The sequence below is a fragment of the Sphingomonas sp. NIC1 genome, assembly GCF_001638925.1.
Classification (GTDB): domain Bacteria; phylum Pseudomonadota; class Alphaproteobacteria; order Sphingomonadales; family Sphingomonadaceae; genus Sphingomonas; species Sphingomonas aquatilis.
The window spans coordinates 2,267,768-2,284,906 of the sequence record NZ_CP015521.1 but is presented as its reverse complement, the minus strand read 5'-3'; the positions used below and the strand labels follow the sequence as shown (position 1 = coordinate 2,284,906).

9 protein-coding genes and 1 tRNA gene are annotated in these 17,139 nt (G+C 68.1%); 3 read left to right on the top strand and 7 right to left on the bottom strand.

Going from position 1 to position 17,139, the window contains the following annotated elements:
- Positions 1-15: 15 nt before the first annotated feature.
- Positions 16-2,829: a bifunctional YncE family protein/alkaline phosphatase family protein gene (locus tag A7E77_RS10900; RefSeq protein WP_063687945.1), complete on the top strand. Its 2,814-nt coding sequence runs from the start codon at positions 16-18 to the stop codon at positions 2,827-2,829.
- A 157-nt stretch (positions 2,830-2,986) separates the two neighbouring features.
- On the opposite strand, the gene A7E77_RS10895 is transcribed toward A7E77_RS10900, so the two are convergent.
- Together A7E77_RS10895 and A7E77_RS10890 are read right to left on the bottom strand one after the other, a co-directional pair.
- Entirely contained in the window at positions 2,987-4,096 is a 1,110-nt protein-coding gene (locus A7E77_RS10895; protein ID WP_063687943.1) for an alkene reductase, read from the bottom strand.
- Between the two features lie 380 nt (positions 4,097-4,476).
- A tRNA-Thr gene (locus A7E77_RS10890) sits at positions 4,477-4,552 on the bottom strand.
- A gap of 191 nt (positions 4,553-4,743) precedes the next feature.
- On the opposite strand from A7E77_RS10890, the gene A7E77_RS10885 reads away from it, so the two are divergent.
- Complete coding sequence (locus A7E77_RS10885; RefSeq protein ID WP_063687941.1) at positions 4,744-6,072, top strand: hypothetical protein; 1,329 nt, start codon at positions 4,744-4,746, stop codon at positions 6,070-6,072.
- A 126-nt stretch (positions 6,073-6,198) separates the two neighbouring features.
- Positions 6,199-10,803: an NAD-glutamate dehydrogenase gene (locus A7E77_RS10880; protein ID WP_063687939.1), complete on the top strand. Its 4,605-nt coding sequence runs from the start codon at positions 6,199-6,201 to the stop codon at positions 10,801-10,803.
- A 364-nt stretch (positions 10,804-11,167) separates the two neighbouring features.
- Here A7E77_RS10880 and A7E77_RS10875 read toward each other — a convergent pair whose 3' ends face one another.
- From A7E77_RS10875 to A7E77_RS10855, 5 genes are all read right to left on the bottom strand, one after another.
- Positions 11,168-12,223 (bottom strand): PepSY-associated TM helix domain-containing protein, encoded by a 1,056-nt coding sequence (locus A7E77_RS10875; RefSeq protein ID WP_063687937.1) that lies wholly within the window; start codon positions 12,221-12,223, stop codon positions 11,168-11,170.
- A gap of 47 nt (positions 12,224-12,270) precedes the next feature.
- A complete protein-coding gene (locus A7E77_RS10870) occupies positions 12,271-12,522 on the bottom strand; it encodes a ribbon-helix-helix domain-containing protein (RefSeq protein ID WP_063687935.1) in 252 nt (83 codons plus the stop codon).
- A complete protein-coding gene (locus A7E77_RS10865) occupies positions 12,515-13,198 on the bottom strand; it encodes a Fe2+-dependent dioxygenase (RefSeq protein ID WP_063687933.1) in 684 nt (227 codons plus the stop codon). Before A7E77_RS10865 ends, A7E77_RS10870 begins: the two co-directional genes overlap by 8 nt.
- A gap of 64 nt (positions 13,199-13,262) precedes the next feature.
- Positions 13,263-15,707 carry a TonB-dependent receptor gene (locus tag A7E77_RS10860; RefSeq protein WP_063687931.1) on the bottom strand — a complete coding sequence of 815 codons (2,445 nt, stop codon included), beginning with the start codon at positions 15,705-15,707 and terminating at the stop codon, positions 13,263-13,265.
- Between the two features lie 111 nt (positions 15,708-15,818).
- A complete protein-coding gene (locus A7E77_RS10855) occupies positions 15,819-17,138 on the bottom strand; it encodes a pilus assembly protein TadG-related protein (protein ID WP_063687929.1) in 1,320 nt (439 codons plus the stop codon).
- Position 17,139 lies beyond the last annotated feature (1 nt).

Genomic DNA, 17,139 nt, shown 5'->3' with positions numbered 1-17,139 from the left:
ATCTCGGAGATCACCATGCGCCCATATCTATCCGCCTTCGCGATCCTATTGTCCGCCCCCTGCGCTGCGCAGGACCGGGCCGGGCAACCCTTGCCGACCGGCCAGCGCCTCACCCCTACCGCAGCGCCGGGCGCGCGGTTCGAGCCGCTGGTCGCGCGCACCGGTCCCGACCCCGCCTATGTCGTCGATGGCGCGGCGGCGATCGCGCGCCGTCCGGACGGGCGCGAAATGCTGGTGCTGACCAGCGGGTTCAACCGTTTCAACGGGCCCGACGGGAAGGTCGTCGCGGCGCAGTCCGTTCAGTACATCTTCCGCTACGCGATCGATGGGCATGGCAGCCGGCGGATACAGACGCTGACCGTCCCCAACAGCTATGGCGGCATCGCATGGCGCCCGGATGGACGCGGGTTCGTCGTCGGTGGCGGCGTCGACGACAACGTCCATGTGTTCGGATGGGCGGGCGAGCGGTATGTCGAAACCGCGACGATCAGGCTCGGCCACACCGCCGGCATCGGAGCCGGGGTCAAGCCGCAGGCGGCGGGCGTCGCGGTCAGCCCGGACGGGCATTACGGACTGGTCGCCAACTATTACAACGACTCGGTCAGCTTGCTCGACCTGGATCGCGGTACGGTCATCGCCGAACAGGACCTGCGTCCCGGAAAGATCGACCCGGCGCAGAGCGGCATCCCGGGCGGCGAATTTCCCTTTGCGATCGCATGGACCGATGCCGGCCATGCCTGGGTGTCGTCGCCCCGCGATCGGCAGATTGTCGCGCTGACGCCGACGCGGTCGGGCATCCGGATCACCGGCCGGATCGCGATGATCGGCGAGCCCACTGCCCTGCTGGCCGATGCCCGCACCCACCGATTGTTCGCCACCGAGGACAATGACGACCGGCTTGCGGTGATCGATACGGTCCAGGCGCGATTGGTCGCGGAGCCGCGCCTCACCTTGCCGGACGCGCTCGCCGCCCCCGCGATCGGCAAGGGGCTCAACCCCAACGGCCTTGCCCAGCTACGCGACGGGCGATTGCTGGTGACGCTGGGCGGAATCAATGCCGTCGCCATCGTCGCCCCGAGCGCCACCGGCGGGACCGTCACGGGGCTGGTGCCGACCGGCTGGTATCCCAGCGCAGTTGCGACGTCGGCCGATGGCAAGCGCGTGTTCGTCGTCAACCGCAAGAGCCCGCCCGGCCCCAACCCGCAGGGCTGCGCACCGAAGCTCGCCATCTATCGCGGTCAGCCCAATGCCTGCGGCGCGGCGAACCAATATATCTACCAGCTGGAAAAAGCGGGGATGCTGGAATTCCCGCTGCCCGACGATAAGGCGCTGGCCGCGACGACGCTTCAGGTCGCCGACAATATCGGGCTCCCCGGGGCCGCCGCCCGCGCCGCAGCCGAGGCGAACATGGCGACGATCCGGGCGCGGGTCAGCCACGTCGTCTTCATCATCAAGGAGAACCGCACCTACGACCAGGTGCTGGGCGACTTGGAGGTCAGCAACGGCGATCCGCATCTCGCCATCCTCGGCCGGGCGCTGTCGCCCAACCACCATCGCCTCGCGCGCCAGTTCGCAACGCTCGACAATTTCTACGATTCGGGAGAGCAATCGAGCACCGGCTGGACCTGGTCGACCGCCGCGCGCACGCCCGACCTGCTCGAAAAGACGGCGCCCGTGAATTATGCGCAGCGCGGCCTCGCCTATGAAGCGGAGGAAGCAGACCGCTTCGTCTACGCGCAGCAGACCCCGGCCGAGCGTCAGGCGACGAACCCGGCGCTATCGAAGGACCCCGACCTGCTCGCCGGCCCTGCCCTGTTGACCGCGCCCGATGGCGACGATGACGATGACAGGAACCAGGGCTTCCTGTGGGATCAGGCGATCCGCGCAGGCCTTTCGGTGCGCAATTACGGCTTTTCCGACGCCTCGGTCTACGATGCCGGCGCGCCTGGCGCGATACCGGTGATCCGCGAACCGTGGAAGACGGGCACGCGCATCTACACGCCCGGGGACCGGCTGCTGGCGAAGCGCAGCGATCCCTATTTCCGTGGCTTCGACCAGAAACTCCCCGATTATTGGCGCATGCTGGAATGGCGGCGCGAATTCGACGCCGCCGATGCGGCCGGCAAGGTCCCTGCCCTGACGCTGCTGCGCCTCAGCCACGATCACTTCGGCGACTTCAAGGAGGCGATCGACGGGGTGAACACCGTCGAAACGGAAATGGCCGACAATGATTACGCGCTCGGCATGGTCGTCGAGGCGATCGCCAACAGCCGCGTCGCCGGCTCGACGCTGGTGTTCGTCATTGAGGACGATGCCCAGAACGGTGCCGACCATGTCGATGCGCGCCGATCGTTCGCGTTCGTGGCCGGGCCCTATGTCCGGCAGGGCGTGGTCGTCTCGACCCGCTATACGACGGTCAACGTCCTGCGCACGATCGAGGCGGTGCTGGGGCTGAAGCCGCTGGGGCTCAACGACGGGCTGGCGGCGCCGATGGCCGACCTGTTCGACCCCGGGCAAACGCACTGGACGTATCGCGCCGACGCGGCCGACGTGCTGCGCACGACGCAGCTTCCGATCCCCGCCGATCGCTTCGCCCCCCGGATCGCGGCAACGACCGGGCGGTGCGATCACCCCAGCTCGGCCTGGTGGGCAGAGGCGATGCGCGGGCAGGATTTCCGCACCGAGGATCATCTCGACACCGCGGCCTTCAACGCGGCGCTATGGCGGGGACTGGGCTCCGGCGTCCAGCCGACCGAACGTGATGGGCGGAATTTGCGAATGGCTCGATCGGGGCTGATCGAGAAGGCCGGCGCCGGCTGCCCGCGCTGATCCCCGTTCGGACACTCAGGTGCCGCCTTCGGACTTCCGACTTACATCGGACGCGGAGGCCGGTCTTCGACCACCCGCGCCCACGGCCGCCACACCTTAGCCTCGCTCACCCACGGCATGGACCCGATCCTACGACAGGGTCCGATACTCGGTTGGCTCAGCCGCGGTCCGGGTTTCCGCGCATCGTCGGCCAGTCCGAATAGCCGACCGATCCGCCGCCGTACCAATATTCCTTTGGCGCCTCCGCAAGCGGCGCGCCCGTGCGCAGGCGATCGATGAGGTCGGGGTTGGCGATGAACGGCCGCCCCATGCTGAACAGGTCGGCATCGCCGCGCGCGAGAACTTCCTCCGCCAGCTCGAGCGTATACTGGTTGTTCGCGATGTACGCCCCGTCGAACCGCTTGCGCAAAGCGGCGAAATCGACGCCGTCCGCGTCCCGGGTCTGCTGGGTCACGCCCTCGATATCATGGATATACAGCAGGCCGCGCTGCGACAGCGCGTCAACATAGATGCCGAAGGTTTCCATCACCGTGCTGTCGAGCGGGGTTTCGCCGGGCATCGTCGTCGCCGGCGACAAGCGGATGCCGACACGCCCCGCGCCCCAAACGCCGACGACCGCGTCGACGACCTCGAGTGGGAAGCGCAAACGGTTCTCGATCGACCCGCCATAGCGGTCGGTTCGCTGGTTCGTGCTGTCGCGGACGAACTGTTCAAGCAGATAATTGTTCGCCGAATGGACTTCGACCCCATCGAAGCCGGCCGCCTTGGCGTTGGCGGCGGCGCGGCGATAGTCCTCCACGATGCCGGGGATCTCGTCCGTTTCGAGCGCGCGCGGCGTGACGTGGTCCTTCATCCCGTCTTTGGTGAACGCCTGTCCGACCGGCTTGATGGCCGATGGCGCCACCGGAGGCTTCCCGCCCTGCAGGTCCGGGTGCGAGATGCGGCCCGTATGCCACAACTGCAGAAACATGACGCCGCCCCGATCATGGACGGCCTGCACGATCGGGCGCCATGCCTCGATCTGCTGGTCGTTCCAGATGCCCGGTGTCAGCGCATAGCCGACCGCCTGAGGGGATACATTGGTCGCCTCGCTTATGATGATCCCCGCGTCAGCGCGCTGCGCGTAATAGTCGGCGGCGAAGTCAGGCGGGATTCCGTCGTCGTTCGAACGGCTGCGCGTCAGCGGCGCCATAACGATGCGGTTGCGTAGAGACAGGTCCCCGATCTGGACGGGCTGCAATATGGGCGATGCGGAATGGTCGGGCATGGTCAGCGATATCCATCAAGCAGTGCAACGTCAGGAGCGCTGAACGGACAAACTGCCATTCCGGTCCGGCGCTCGGCCGCGAATTCAGTCGGTTGGACCGACCGGGACGATGCCAATGGCGCTTTGACGACCGCAACGGGCCCGTTTGCGACCGAGACCCATTGCGGTCATCCCGCGCTGTGTCGCCGCTGTTCAAACCCGGGTGGAAGCGGAAGGCGAAGATGCTTCGACGTCATGAACGTGCGTCTATGCGCCCTCATTTCGGGAATGATTTGAACGGCCTAGCCCTTCTTCGAAAGGGCCGTTTTGCGGCACTCATGTGCGACAAACAGCACGAAACCGTCGCTTGGACGGTTGTTTTACAACGATTTTCGGAAAAATGGTGCCGCTTACAGGACTCGAACCTGTGACCCCCGCATTACGAATGCGATGCTCTACCAGCTGAGCTAAAGCGGCCCGGGGTGGACCGGCCCGCTGAGGGGCCGTTCGGGGGTGCGCCTAACAGGTCGGATCGCGGCTGACAAGCGGCCTTTGTGTCGGAACATGCCAATTGTTCGCCCCGCGGCTTTACGCTCCGTTTACCACGGACGGTGCAGAAGCAGCCTAGGACCAGGACCGTCATGTCCTGATGCGAGAAGGGTTTGGGCATGGATACGGCGCGCGGCTTCGATGACGGGCGAGTCGGGGATGGCGAGGGCCTGCGCGCCGATGGCGGCGGCCATGACGTGCTCGACGCAGCGCTGGCGAGCCCGCCGGATGATGGTGGCGACATCGACGGTGGCGGCGTGGACGATGCCGCCTTCTCGCTCGGCGGCGACGAGCGGCGCATGCACGTGCGCGCCTATAACCATTGGGTGTCGCTGCTGAAGGGTCGCCCCTGCCCCGGCATCAACGACCTCGATCCCGCCAATATCGCGGACTTCGGCCCGCACAGCGTATTGATCGATTTCACCCGCGGCATCGACGATCCGACCATCGCCTATCTGGGGCGCACGTTGCGCGAGGAATGCGGGCTGGACGCGAATGTCGTGCGCGTCGCGGACGTGCCGGGCCGGTCGCTGCTGTCGCGCCTGACCGACCATTATCTGCAGATCATCGCGAATCGGGCGCCGATCGGGTTCGAGGCGGAGTTCGTCGGCATCCGCGGGCGCACGACCTTGTATCGCGGCATCCTGATGCCCTTCACCTCCGACGACAGCACGATCGACTTCATCTACGGCGTCATCAACTGGAAGGAGCTGGCCGACGCCGACACGCAGGCGACGCTCGCCGCCGAGCTGGACGCCGCGGTGCGCAGCGCCCCGCGCGCGCTCGCCGCGACGCCGGTGTGGGCGGACGGGCCGAGCGGTGGGTTTGAGACGGCGGAGGAACCGATCGCCGAGTCTGCGACCGACGCATCGCTGCGCGACCGACTGGCGATGGCGCGCGAAAGCGCGGCGGCGGTGCGCGCCGCCGATGCGCGCGGGCGCGCCGCGCTGTATCGCGCGTTGGGCCGCGCCCATGACTTCGCGCTGGCGTGCGAGCGGGATGCCGAGGGCTATGCCGCGCTACTGTCGCAGGCCGGACTGACGGCGCAGCCGCGCGCGCCGCTGACCGCGATCGTCAAGCTCGTGTTCGGATCGGATTACGACAAGACGCGCCTTGCCGAATATGCCGCCGTGCTGGCCTACGCCCACCGCACCGAGGTGCCCGCAGGCGGCCTCACCACCGTGCTGGAAAGCGCGCAGGGCGGCATCAAGGCGGTGGTCGCTGCCGAGCGCGCCACGCGGCGCCCCGACGAGCGCGTCGACCTGTTCGATCGCGCCGCCGCCGAACTGCGGGCGCTGCCCGTGTTGGGCCGCGTCGCCTTGCCCGCGGTGGCGGACGAATTCGTCGTGCTGCTGGCGCGCGCCGGCGAGGATGGCCTGGTCGACGTCATCAAATGCGTCGATGACAAAGCGCTGCTGGAAAGCGTGCTGCGCAAGGCCGCGGCCTGAGCCGCGAGCGCCCTTCGACGACGAGCGGAGGGCGCCCGACCAGCGCAACACTTTATTGCGCTACCACGTAATTTTCGCACTGCAGCAAAGCTTGAAGCCCGGAAGAGACGGGCGTAGGCGGCTGCCATGGCCGACCAGAACCAGAGCATGGCCGAGGCGCTTGCCGCCCGGCTGACCAAGGGCGCGCTACCGGGGGAGCTGACCGGCTTCGGCGATGCCGAGCGGGCCGCCGCCGCGGCGTTCGTTGCGGAGACCGCCGCGCGCCGTGAGCCCGGGAAACCCGCGATCCGGCTGGAGCCGATCGCGTCGGACGACGTGCGCCGCCGCATGCGCCTCGCCATCGTCAACGACGACATGCCCTTCCTGGTCGATTCGATCGCCGCCGCGATCGGCGCGCAGGATCTCGACATCGACCGCCTGATCCACCCCGTCGTCCGGGTAACGCGCGACGCATCGGGGGCGCTGACCGACATCGGCGGCGCCGGCACGCCCGAATCGATGATCTATATCGAACTGGAGCGAGCCGATGCGCGTGACCGGCGCGGCCTGGTCGAGGATCTGACCGCGGTACTCGCCGACGTGCGCGCCGCCGTCACCGACTGGCCCGCGCTGCAACGCGCGATGGCGCGCGACGAAGCCGCGCTGCCGCAGGGCGAGGGCGCCGCGCTGCTGCAATGGTTCCTCGACGGCCAGTTCACGTTGCTCGGCCACCAGATCTGGCGGCGCGACGGCAGCGCGGGCGAAGCGCTCGGCATCGTCCGCCATCCGCACGAAACGCCGGTGCTCGCCGAGGCGAACCGCGCGCTCGCGATCCGCTGGTTCGAAGAGGGCAATGACGCGCCGCTGCTGCTGAAATCCAGCCTGATCTCGACCGTCCACCGCGCCGTGCCGCTCGACCTGGTGCTGGTGCCGGTGATGGAAGCGGGCGAGGTCGTCGGCCTGTCGATCCACGCCGGCCTGTGGACCAGCGCCGCGCTCAGCGCCAAGCCGCGCGACATCCCCGTGCTGCGGGCGCGCCTGTCGGTGCTGGAGGCGAAGTTCGGCTTCGATCCCAAGGGCCATACCGGCAAGGCGCTGACGCATGCGCTGACAGCCCTTCCCCACGACCTCGTCGTCGCCTTCGCACCCGATGCGCTGGAAGAGGTGGTGCTGACGGCGATGAGCCTCGCCGACCGGCCGCGGCCGGCGCTGGTGCTGGTGAAGTCGGCGCTGGGGCGGCACCTGTTCGCCTTCGCCTGGCTGCCGCGCGACGACCTGACCACCGCGCGCCGCGTCGCGATCGGCCAGATGCTGGCCGACGCCTCGAACGGCAATGTCCTCAACTGGTCGATCAGCCTCGACGACGGCGTCGTCGCGCTGCTGCGCTACACGATCGACCTGCGCGGGTCGGGCCGCATGCCCGAGACCGAACCGCTCGCCGAGCGCTTGCGCAAGATGGTGCGCGGCTGGATGTCGGACGTCGAGGCGGCGCTGGCCGAACAGGTGCCCGCGCAGCGTGCGGCGCGGCTGGCGTTGCGCTGGGCCAACGCCTTCCCCGCCAATTACCGCAACGTCAGCAGCCCCGCCGAAGCGGCGCAGGACATCCTGCGCGTCGCGGGGCTGGAAAGCGCCGACGACCGCTCGGTGCGCATCTTCCCGGTCGTCGCGGGAGAGGATCGCCAGCTCAAGATCTACAAGCTGCACGGCGCGCTCGCGCTGTCGGACGCGGTGCCGGTGCTCGAGAATTTCGGCTTCCGCGTGATCGGCGAACTGCCGACGCGGTTGCAGGACGAAGCGGACACCTTCGTCCACGATTTCGTCGTCGAAACCGATGCGACCGACGATGCCAATGACGCCGCGGTGCTGGAAGGCGCGATCGCCGCGGTGTTGGAAGGCGCAGCGGAAAACGATGCGTTCAACCGCCTGATCATCGACGTCGGCCTCTCGCCGCAGTCGGTGGTGCTGCTGCGCGCCTGGTTCCGTTATCTGCGTCAGGCAGGCCTGCCCTATGGCCTGACCACCGTCGTCGACGCGCTGCGCCGTGCGCCCAAGCTGACCAAGGCGCTGATTGCGCGCTTCGCGGCCGCGCATGATCCCAAGGGCAGCGGCGACCTGACCGCCAGCGACGAAGCGATCGCGCGCGGCCTCGACGCGGTGTCGGCTATCGACGACGACCGTATCCTGCGCGCCTATCGCGACCTGATCGGCGCCTGCCTGCGCACCAACGCCTTCGCCCCCGCGGCGAACGAGGCGCTGGCGTTCAAGCTCGACAGCCACCTGATCCCCGGCCTGCCCGCCCCCGTGCCGTGGCGCGAAATCTGGGTCTATTCGCCGCGGGTCGAGGGCATCCACCTGCGCGCCGGCCCGGTCGCACGCGGCGGCCTGCGCTGGTCGGACCGGCGCGACGACTTCCGCACGGAAATCCTCGGGCTGATGAAGGCGCAGCGCGTCAAGAATGCCGTGATCGTGCCGACCGGCGCCAAGGGCGGCTTCTACCCCAAGCAGCTCCCCTCCCCCGCGGTCGACCGCGACGCGTGGCTGGCGGAAGGCACCGAAAGCTACCGGATCTTCATCCGTTCGCTGCTGTCGATCACCGACAATATCGTCGACGGCCGCGTCGTGCATCCGGCGGACGTCGCGGTGCTCGATGGCGAGGACCCCTATTTCGTCGTCGCCGCCGACAAGGGCACCGCGACGTTCAGCGACGTCGCCAATGCGCTGGCGCTGGAGCGCGACTTCTGGCTGGGCGACGCCTTCGCGTCGGGCGGCAGCGTCGGCTACGACCACAAGGCGATGGGCATCACCGCCAAAGGCGCGTGGGTGTCGGTGCAGCGCCACTTCGCCGAGCGCGGCGTCGACGTGCAGACCCAGCCGATCACCGTCGTCGGCTGCGGCGACATGTCGGGCGACGTCTTCGGCAACGGCATGCTGCTCAGCAAGGCGCTGAAGATCGTCGCGGCGTTCGATCACCGCCACATCTTCATCGACCCCAATCCCGATCCCGCGGCGAGCTGGGAAGAGCGCGCGCGCATGTTCGCTCTGCCCCGCTCCAGCTGGGCGGATTACGACGCCGGCCTCATCAGCGAAGGCGGCGGCGTGTGGGCGCGCAGCGAGAAGGTCATTCCGCTGTCGCCGCAGGCACAGGCTGCGCTCGGCATCACCGCGACGCAGCTCGACCCCGCATCGCTCATCTCCGCGATCTTGAAGGCGCCTGCGGACCTGCTGTGGTTCGGCGGCATCGGCACCTATGTGAAGGCGGCGCGCGAGAACAATGCTGCGGTCGGCGATCCCGCCAACGACCGTCTGCGCGTCGATGCCGAACAATTGCGCGTCACCGCGATCGGCGAGGGCGCGAACCTGGGCGTCACCCAGGCAGCGCGCATCGCCTTCTCGGAACGCGGCGGCCGGATCAACACCGACTTCATCGACAATTCGGCGGGCGTCGATTGTTCGGACAACGAGGTGAACATCAAGATCGCGCTCAATCGCGAGATGAACGAAGGCCGCCTCGGCTACGAGGAGCGCAACGCGCTGCTCGCCAGCATGACCGACGACGTCGCGCATCTGGTGCTGGAGGACAACCGCCTCCAGACGCTCGCGCTGTCGATCGCCGAGGCCGATGGCGCGAGCGCCATCCCGAGCTACGTCCGCGTCATCGAAATCTTCGAAGGCGCCGGGCGACTGGACCGTGCGGTCGAGGGGCTGGCCGGCAATGACGACCTGCTGCGCCGCGGGCAGGAGGGCCATGGCCTCACCCGCCCCGAACTCGCCGTGCTGCTCGCCACCGCCAAGCTGTCGCTGCAGGACGGGATCGAGCAGGCACCGCTGGCGCTCGCCCCCGAACTCGCGCCGGACCTGCATGCCGCCTTCCCGCCGGCAATGCAGCGCGACTTCGCCAAGGCGATCGACGAGCATCGCCTGCGTGGCGAGATCGTCGCGACCAAGCTCGCCAACCGCATCGTCAATCGCCTCGGCGTGCTGCGCCCGTTCGAGCTGGCCGAAGAGGAAGGCGCCGCGGTCGCCGACATCGCCGCGATGTTCGTGGTGGCGGAACGTGTCTTCGGCCTCGACAGCCTGTGGGCGGAGATCGAACGCGCCGACATCGCCGAGGGCGCGCGCATCGCGCTGTTCAACGAGGTGGCGGTGGCGACGCGGTCGCACATCGCCGACCTGCTGCGCGCCAATGCGCCCGGCACGCTGCCGGGTGCGGTGATCGAACGGCTGGGCCAGGGCATCGCCGCGCTGGAACGCCAGACGCAGTCGCTACTGCTCGAAGAAGCGAGCGCGCAGAGCGCCCGCATCGCGGCCGAGCTGGAAGCCGCGGGTGCGCCCGCCGAGTTGGCACGTCGCGTCGTCCGCCTGTTCGACATGGACGGCGTCGTCGGCCTCGCCGCGCTGGGCCAGCGCCTCGGAATCGACGAGATCGAGCTGACGCGGGCCTATACCCACCTCGGCCAGGATCTCGGCCTCGACTGGGCACAGGCAGCGGCGGCGCGCATCGTCTCAGGCGATCCGTGGGAACGCCTGCTGCTCGCCGGCCTGGCGCGCGATTTCCAGCAGCAGCGGCTGGAGTTCCTCGGCCGCACCGGTGACGGCGATCCGCGCAGCGCGGTGCAGGCATGGCTGGCCGCGAACGGCGCGCGCGTCGCGCAGTTCAAGGCGCTGGTCGACCGCGCCCGCCATGCGGCGCAGCCCAATGCGGCCATGCTCGCGCAGATCGCCGGCCAGGCCCGCGTGCTACTGGGTCGGTAAGCCCCATAACTCCTCCCCCGCCAGGGGGAGGTGGCGCCGCGAAGCGGTGACGGAGGGGGCGGTAAGGGTGGAGCGCCGTTCGGACGGACACCGCCGCCCACCCCCTCCACCACCCGGCTAAAGCCGGGCGGTCCCCCTCCCCCTGGCGGGGGAGGACTTGAGGCATCGCTCAGTCCGACGACGGGCGCGTCCAGCACGCGCCATATTCCACCACGGCAGCCCCACCCACTCCGTCACCCCGGACTTGGTCCGGGGTCCACCGGGCCGCAAGGGCAGCGCTGGAGCCTCCAGCCATCCCCCTCGCCGCAATGTGGACCCCGGACCAAGTCCGGGGTGACGGAGTACTGGGTGGCAGGTCGCCCCCCTACCCCCGCGCCGCCACCTTCGCGCGCCAGCCCCGCGCGCGCCACCACATGATCACGCCGGTCACCGCAAGTCCCGCCGGCAGCAGCCCGCCGAGGAAAATCACCACCTGCCAGACGATCCCCATATCGTCGCCATCGTGGATCCGCCGCATCCAGCGCGCCGCGCCGCCCGGCTTGCGCGCCGCCGCAGCGACCGCAACGCCGCCGTCGTCCGCCACCTTGATCCGGCGCCCATCAGCCAGGCTGACCGTCCAGTCCGCCGACCGCTCGGTCGGCCAACCGACGCTGCGCAGCGGCCCCTTCGCCACCCCCGCGGCACGCGCGACGACCGTATCCACCGACTGCGCCGGCTCGGCCACCGGCGGCGCGAAGGCGGGGCGCCCGCCGCCCTCCCGCCCCCCGAACACGCCAGGAAAGCTGATCCACACGCCCGTCAGCGACAGGACGAACAGCGGCAGCGCGATCCAGAAGCCCATCTGGTAATGCAGGTTGCTGTCGGTGTTGCGATGCCGGCGCCAGCGAAACCCCTTGGTCCAGCGACCGACGCTCGGCCACCACAGCCACAGCCCGGTCATGCTCGACAGCAGCATCGCGACACCGATCCAGCCCACGATCGTCCGCCCGATCCCCGGCACCTGCAGGCTGCCGTGCAGCACATGCAGGAAGCGCATCACGCCACCGCTGCGCGGCGCCACGGCCAGCACGCGCGCGGTGGGCGGGTCGAGATAGACGGTGGTGCGCGCTGGCGGTCCGCGCCGCGGCGCCTGCGCACCCACCGCGCTGACCGTCACGGGGCCATTTCCCTCGGGCAGGCCGAGGTCGCTGATCCGCTCGCCCGGCGCCAGCACGCGCTGCGCCGCCGCCACATAGGTTTCGGGTGCCAGCAACGCGGTGCCGCTGGTGGCATAGCGTTCGGCATGGATCAGCCGGTCCAGCGGCTCGCGCCAGACGAGCGCCGCACCCGACAGCGACAGGGGAATGATGAGGATGGCGAGCGTCAGCCCGATCCATTTATGGACCTGAAACCAGGTCTTTCGCCATTTGACCGCGTTCATCGCTGCATATCCCCGACTGTGCACCGGCGGTCGCATGGCGGCGGGCGTCAGGTCAACGTCCGCGCGAACAGCCAGCTTCTCAACGCACTGGCAAGGTTGGGCGGTTCGTCCGCGGCGATGCGCAGCACGTCGATTTCGGCGACCAGCGCGGACAGCGGCAGGCCGCAGCCCTGCGCCGCCTCTTCCAACGCACGCCAGAACACGGGCTCCAGGCTGATCGACGTCTGGTGGCCGGCGATCGTGATCGACCGCTTCACCGGGCCGATGAAGCCGCAGGCAGGGGCCGCGATATCAGGCATCGGCCCAGCGCCGCAGCAGATTGTGGTAGATGCCGGTCAGTTTGACGACCGCGGGATCGCCCTGGCCGTTGCTGGCCGCGACCGACTGGATCGCCTCGTCCAGTTCGAACAGCGTCCGCCGCTCGCCATCGTCGCGGACCATCGATTGCAGCCACAGGAAGCTCGCGGTGCGCACGCCTCGCGTCACCGGCGTCACGCGATGCAGGCTGGAGGCGGGATAGAGCACCAGATGCCCGGCGGGCAGCTTCACCACCTGCGGCCCGAAACGATCCTCGATCACCAGCTCGCCGCCGTCGTAGCTGTCGGGATCGTCGAGGAACAATGTCGCCGACAGGTCGGACCGGATGCGGAAGTCGCTGCCGCGTTGCAGACGGATCGCATTGTCGACGTGCAGCCCGAAATCCTCGCCGCCCTCATAGCGGTTGAACAGCGGCGGAAACACCTTGAGCGGCAGCGCCGCGGCGAAGAACAGGGGCGACCGCCCCAGCGCCTCGAGCACGAACGCCGCGCCGGCCCGCGCCGCCTCCGTGCCTTCGACCAGTTGCCGGTTGCGCTTGGCGAGCGCCGCCTGCGGGCCCGAGGTGACGTTGCCGTCCACCCATTCGCCTGCGTCGATCAGCCCCCGCAGCCGCGCCACGCCCGCCGCATCCAGAATATCGGGGATGGCAATCAGCATGACTGGTCGTTCCTCAGGTCTCTTCCCCGCCGGGGGCTGATGTGGCGGGGAAGAGTAGCAAAGATCAGAAGCTGCGGAACAGGCTGAGCACCGTCTGGCGCCGGTCGCCGGGCATCGCCCAGCCGCCGGTCACGACGCCGCTGGTCGCGTTGATGTTGTTGCGGACGTTGGTCAGATACTTTTCGTCCGTCAGGTTCTGGATGTTGAGCTGCGCGGTCCAGCCGTTGCCGAAGCTGTAGGCCAGATAGGCGCGGTGGATCAGATAGTCGGGCGCGCGCAGCTGCACGCCGTTGGTCAGCACCGGAACATAGGTGGTGAACGACCCCTGATAGGTCAGGCCATAGCCGATCTCGAGCCCGAACGGCAGCTTGTAGGTGGTGAACAGGCTGCCCGAGTGGGTCGGCGTCTGCACCAATGGGCTCCCACGCTGCGGATCGGGGTTGGCGACCGAATTGCCGCAATTGGGCGTGCCCGTGCTGCCGGGATTGGCGAGACAGTAATCGGACACCGACTGCAACACCGTGCTGTCCAGATAGGTGTAATTGGCGAAGATCGTCCACGCCTTGGTGATGTTGCCCGATGCACCCAGCGCGATGCCGTCGACGCGGCTCTTGCCGCCCAGCACCTGCACCGTCGGCAGCGCGGGGTCGTTCGAGGGCACGCGATAGTTGGTGCGCTCGTTGCGGAACACAGCCGCGGTCAGTTCCAGCCGGCGGTTGAACAGCCCCGCCTTCACGCCCGCTTCGTAGTTGCGTGCGGTTTCGGGCGCGACGCCGCAGGTGTTGGTGACGATATTGTTCGATACGCTGACGCAGCCGGCGCGCACGCTCGGCGACGAGGGCGTCTTGGCGTTGCCGTAGCCGGCATAGACGCTGACGTCGCGCACCGGGTGGAACACCGCGCCGACGCGGTACGAGAACAGCCGTTCGTTGTTGATCTGCGGCGTCTGCAACGCGGCAACCGGCTGCGTCACGCCCGGCGCCAGCGTCCGGAGCGGCAGCGCGCGGAAATCGCTGCGCTGCATTTCCCAGCGCACGCCGCCGTTCAGTTCGAAGAAGCGGTTCAGCTCCAGCGTGTCGAAGGCATAGACCGCGACATTGGTCTGGGTCGACCGCGACTGGGCGGTGGTCACATAATTGATCGGCCCGCGATAGACGCTGTCGGGGTTGCTGATCGACAGCGTCGGCAGCGGCGACACCGCCGATCCGTCCGCATTGCGCAGCAGCGATCCGCTGGTGATCCGATAATCCTCGACGATTGCCGACATGCCGATGTTGGCGACGTTACGAAGCCCGCCTTTCTCACCATGCTCCAGCCGCAGGTCGGTCTGGTTGGCGAGCAGCTGGTTCTCCTGGTCGCGCACCAGCCCGCGCGGGCCGGACGGGATCCACTGGCCCGGCTGCAACCCCGTCGGACAGGCGAGCCCCTGCGGATTGGTCGCACTCGTCGCAACCGGCTGGCGGCCCGTACCGGCGAGGCAGAAGGTGCCCTGCGGCGCGCTCGTCACGCTATACTGGCCGACGCGCTGCCAGCGGGTCAGGTTGCGGATCGAGACATGCGCATCCGCCTGATGGCGGAAGGTCGCGGTGAAGCGATCGACCGTGATCCGCTGGCGATCGAGGTTGCTGTAGCCGTAATAGTCGCTGCGATCCGCGCCGGTGATCAGGCCGCCGACCAGCGCATTGTTGAAATAGGGCACACCGTACAGCGGCGTGTTGTCGTCGCGCTGGTGGACATAGGCGAGCGTCAGGCTGGTCGGCCCGCCGATCCCGATCGTCACCGCAGGCGCGACGCCCCAGCGTTCGTACTTCTCGACGTCGCGGCCCGGCACGTCATTGTGGTGATAGACCGCGTTCAGGCGCACCGCGACATCGTCGCCGACGCGATGGTTCGCATCCACCGTGCCCCGCCAGTAAGCGTCGGTGCCGACCGATCCCTGCACGATCGTCAGGTCTTCGGCGCGCGGTTCCTTGGTGACGAGGTTGATCGTGCCGCCGACGCTGCCCGATCCGTTGAACACCGAATTGGCGCCATTATAGACTTCGATCTGCTGCAGATTGAACGGATCGGTGCGGCTGTATTGCGCGCTGTCGCGAATGCCGTCGATCGTGATGTCGGTATTGGCCGAATAGCCGCGCAGGTTGATGCTGTCGCCATAGCCGCCGCCGCCCTCGCCCGCGCCGAAGGTGATGCCGGGGATCGTCTGCAACGCATCGCGCAGCGTCTGGAGGTTCTGCTTGCGCAGCACCTGGTCGGAGATGACGGTGATCGTCTGCGGCGTGTCGATCAGCGCCGACGTCGCCTTGGGGCTTTCGACCACCGCAGGCGCCACCTGCCCCTTGCCGTTGACGATGATGTCGTCGCGCTCGCCCTCGCGCCTGGCATCCTGCGCCTGCGGGTCGGCGGCAACGCCGGCCTTTGCGGTCGCCGCAACCGGATCAGCGGCAAAGGCTGGCGCGGACGCAAGGAAGCCGATGCACGACAGCGCCAGAAACGGTGGTTTGGTCATTAAGAACGGTCCCCTTTATGGGGCGTCCGTTAATGCGAGTTATTATCACCGTCAACGCTAATGCGAGCTACTCGCATATATTTACACGTTATACGTCGCGGTGGCACACCCTCATTGCGTGATCCGCGCCGTCGCCACCGCACTCTGGAACAATGCCGACAAGGCGGCCGCAATGTCCCCATCGGTCGTCACCTTGGTGTACAGGCCCGTCGAGGCGCAGGCCTGCAGCGCGGGTTCGACCTTGTACAGATTGGGTGCGACGTTGACCTGCGACCAATTGTCGTTGTCGAGCGATTCGCGCAGATATTCGGTGTACAGCACCGCGATGCGGATGCCGCGCGCCTTGATCGCGTCGCATTTGGCGGTGTCGATCGCGATTTCGGGCTTGCCGCCGGAACGCGCTTCGTCGCGCATGCCGTCGGTGATCATGAACATCACCGCCTTGGGCGCCTCGCCGTTCAGCCCCGATCCCGGATCGGTCATCATCGCGTTGATGTTGTCCATGGCATCGCTGGTAGCGCTGTCCTGGTCGTTGAAGCCGACCTCGGTGCTTTTGCACGCGGAGGTCGGGCAGCCATTGCTGTAGAATTTCGATGGGCCGATCAGGCCGGTCGCATCGATGATCTTCTGGACGGTGCCGGTCAGGGCCTGGAACGTCGAAAAGCCGCCCTTGCCCCGGAACCCCGCCATCGCGAACTGATAGGCCGCGCCGTTGCGACTGGCGGTCGTCGTCGCCGTGCTGATCAGGCTGCGCACGGCGGTCGCCTCTTCATCGACCCGCAAGGTCAGATTGTACGACCGGGCGACGTTGTACAGGCTCGTCTGATTGCCGTTGGCGTCGGTGCCGGTCAGGTCGTTGACCGAATGGCAGGCGAATTTGCAGCCCTTGCTGTTGCTCTGGGCGATCTTCAACAGGCCTGCGCTCGTCGTCGGCAGCGCCATCGATCCCGACACGTCGAGCAGCATGTAAAAATTCATGTTCGGCGCGATGGCGTTGGTCGTCGACGACGCACCACTGATGTTGAGCACCCGAAGGCCCAGCACGCGCGCAAAGACGTTCCCCGACGTCGCGGTATAGGTGACCGACGCGGTGCGCCGCCCGGTGCTGTCCTTCACCGCGGTCGCGGTGACGTTGGTCAGCTGCACTGCGCCGGGGCCGAGCACCGACTGCGCCTGGATCAGGAACATCTGCCGCGCCTGATCGGCGGCGGTCTTGTCGTCCAGCGGCATCGCGATCTTGCTGACCGCCACCAGCGCCGCCGCATCCGCGACGCCGTTCAGCTTGGTCTGCGACTTCATTGCGCGCGCGTAATCGATGCCCATGCCGACCGCGAAGGTCATCGGCATCACGGCGAAGCCGAACATCATCAGCACGTTGCCGCGGCGGTCGCGGCGGACGTCACGCAGGCGGGAGAGCAGGGAAAAGGTCATG

Excerpts from the sequence above, each read along its gene's own strand:
- A7E77_RS10870 (WP_063687935.1), bottom strand. The coding sequence starts at position 12,522 with ATGCCTGATATCGCGGCCCCTGCCTGCGGCTTCATCGGCCCGGTGAAG.
- A7E77_RS10860 (WP_063687931.1), bottom strand. The coding sequence starts at position 15,707 with ATGACCAAACCACCGTTTCTGGCGCTGTCGTGCATCGGCTTCCTTGCG.
- A7E77_RS10900 (WP_063687945.1), top strand. The coding sequence starts at position 16 with ATGCGCCCATATCTATCCGCCTTCGCGATCCTATTGTCCGCCCCCTGC.
- A7E77_RS10875 (WP_063687937.1), bottom strand. The coding sequence starts at position 12,223 with ATGAACGCGGTCAAATGGCGAAAGACCTGGTTTCAGGTCCATAAATGG.
- A7E77_RS10865 (WP_063687933.1), bottom strand. The coding sequence starts at position 13,198 with ATGCTGATTGCCATCCCCGATATTCTGGATGCGGCGGGCGTGGCGCGG.
- A7E77_RS10880 (WP_063687939.1), top strand. The coding sequence starts at position 6,199 with ATGGCCGACCAGAACCAGAGCATGGCCGAGGCGCTTGCCGCCCGGCTG.
- A7E77_RS10895 (WP_063687943.1), bottom strand. The coding sequence starts at position 4,096 with ATGCCCGACCATTCCGCATCGCCCATATTGCAGCCCGTCCAGATCGGG.
- A7E77_RS10855 (WP_063687929.1), bottom strand. The coding sequence starts at position 17,138 with ATGACCTTTTCCCTGCTCTCCCGCCTGCGTGACGTCCGCCGCGACCGC.
- A7E77_RS10885 (WP_063687941.1), top strand. The coding sequence starts at position 4,744 with ATGGATACGGCGCGCGGCTTCGATGACGGGCGAGTCGGGGATGGCGAG.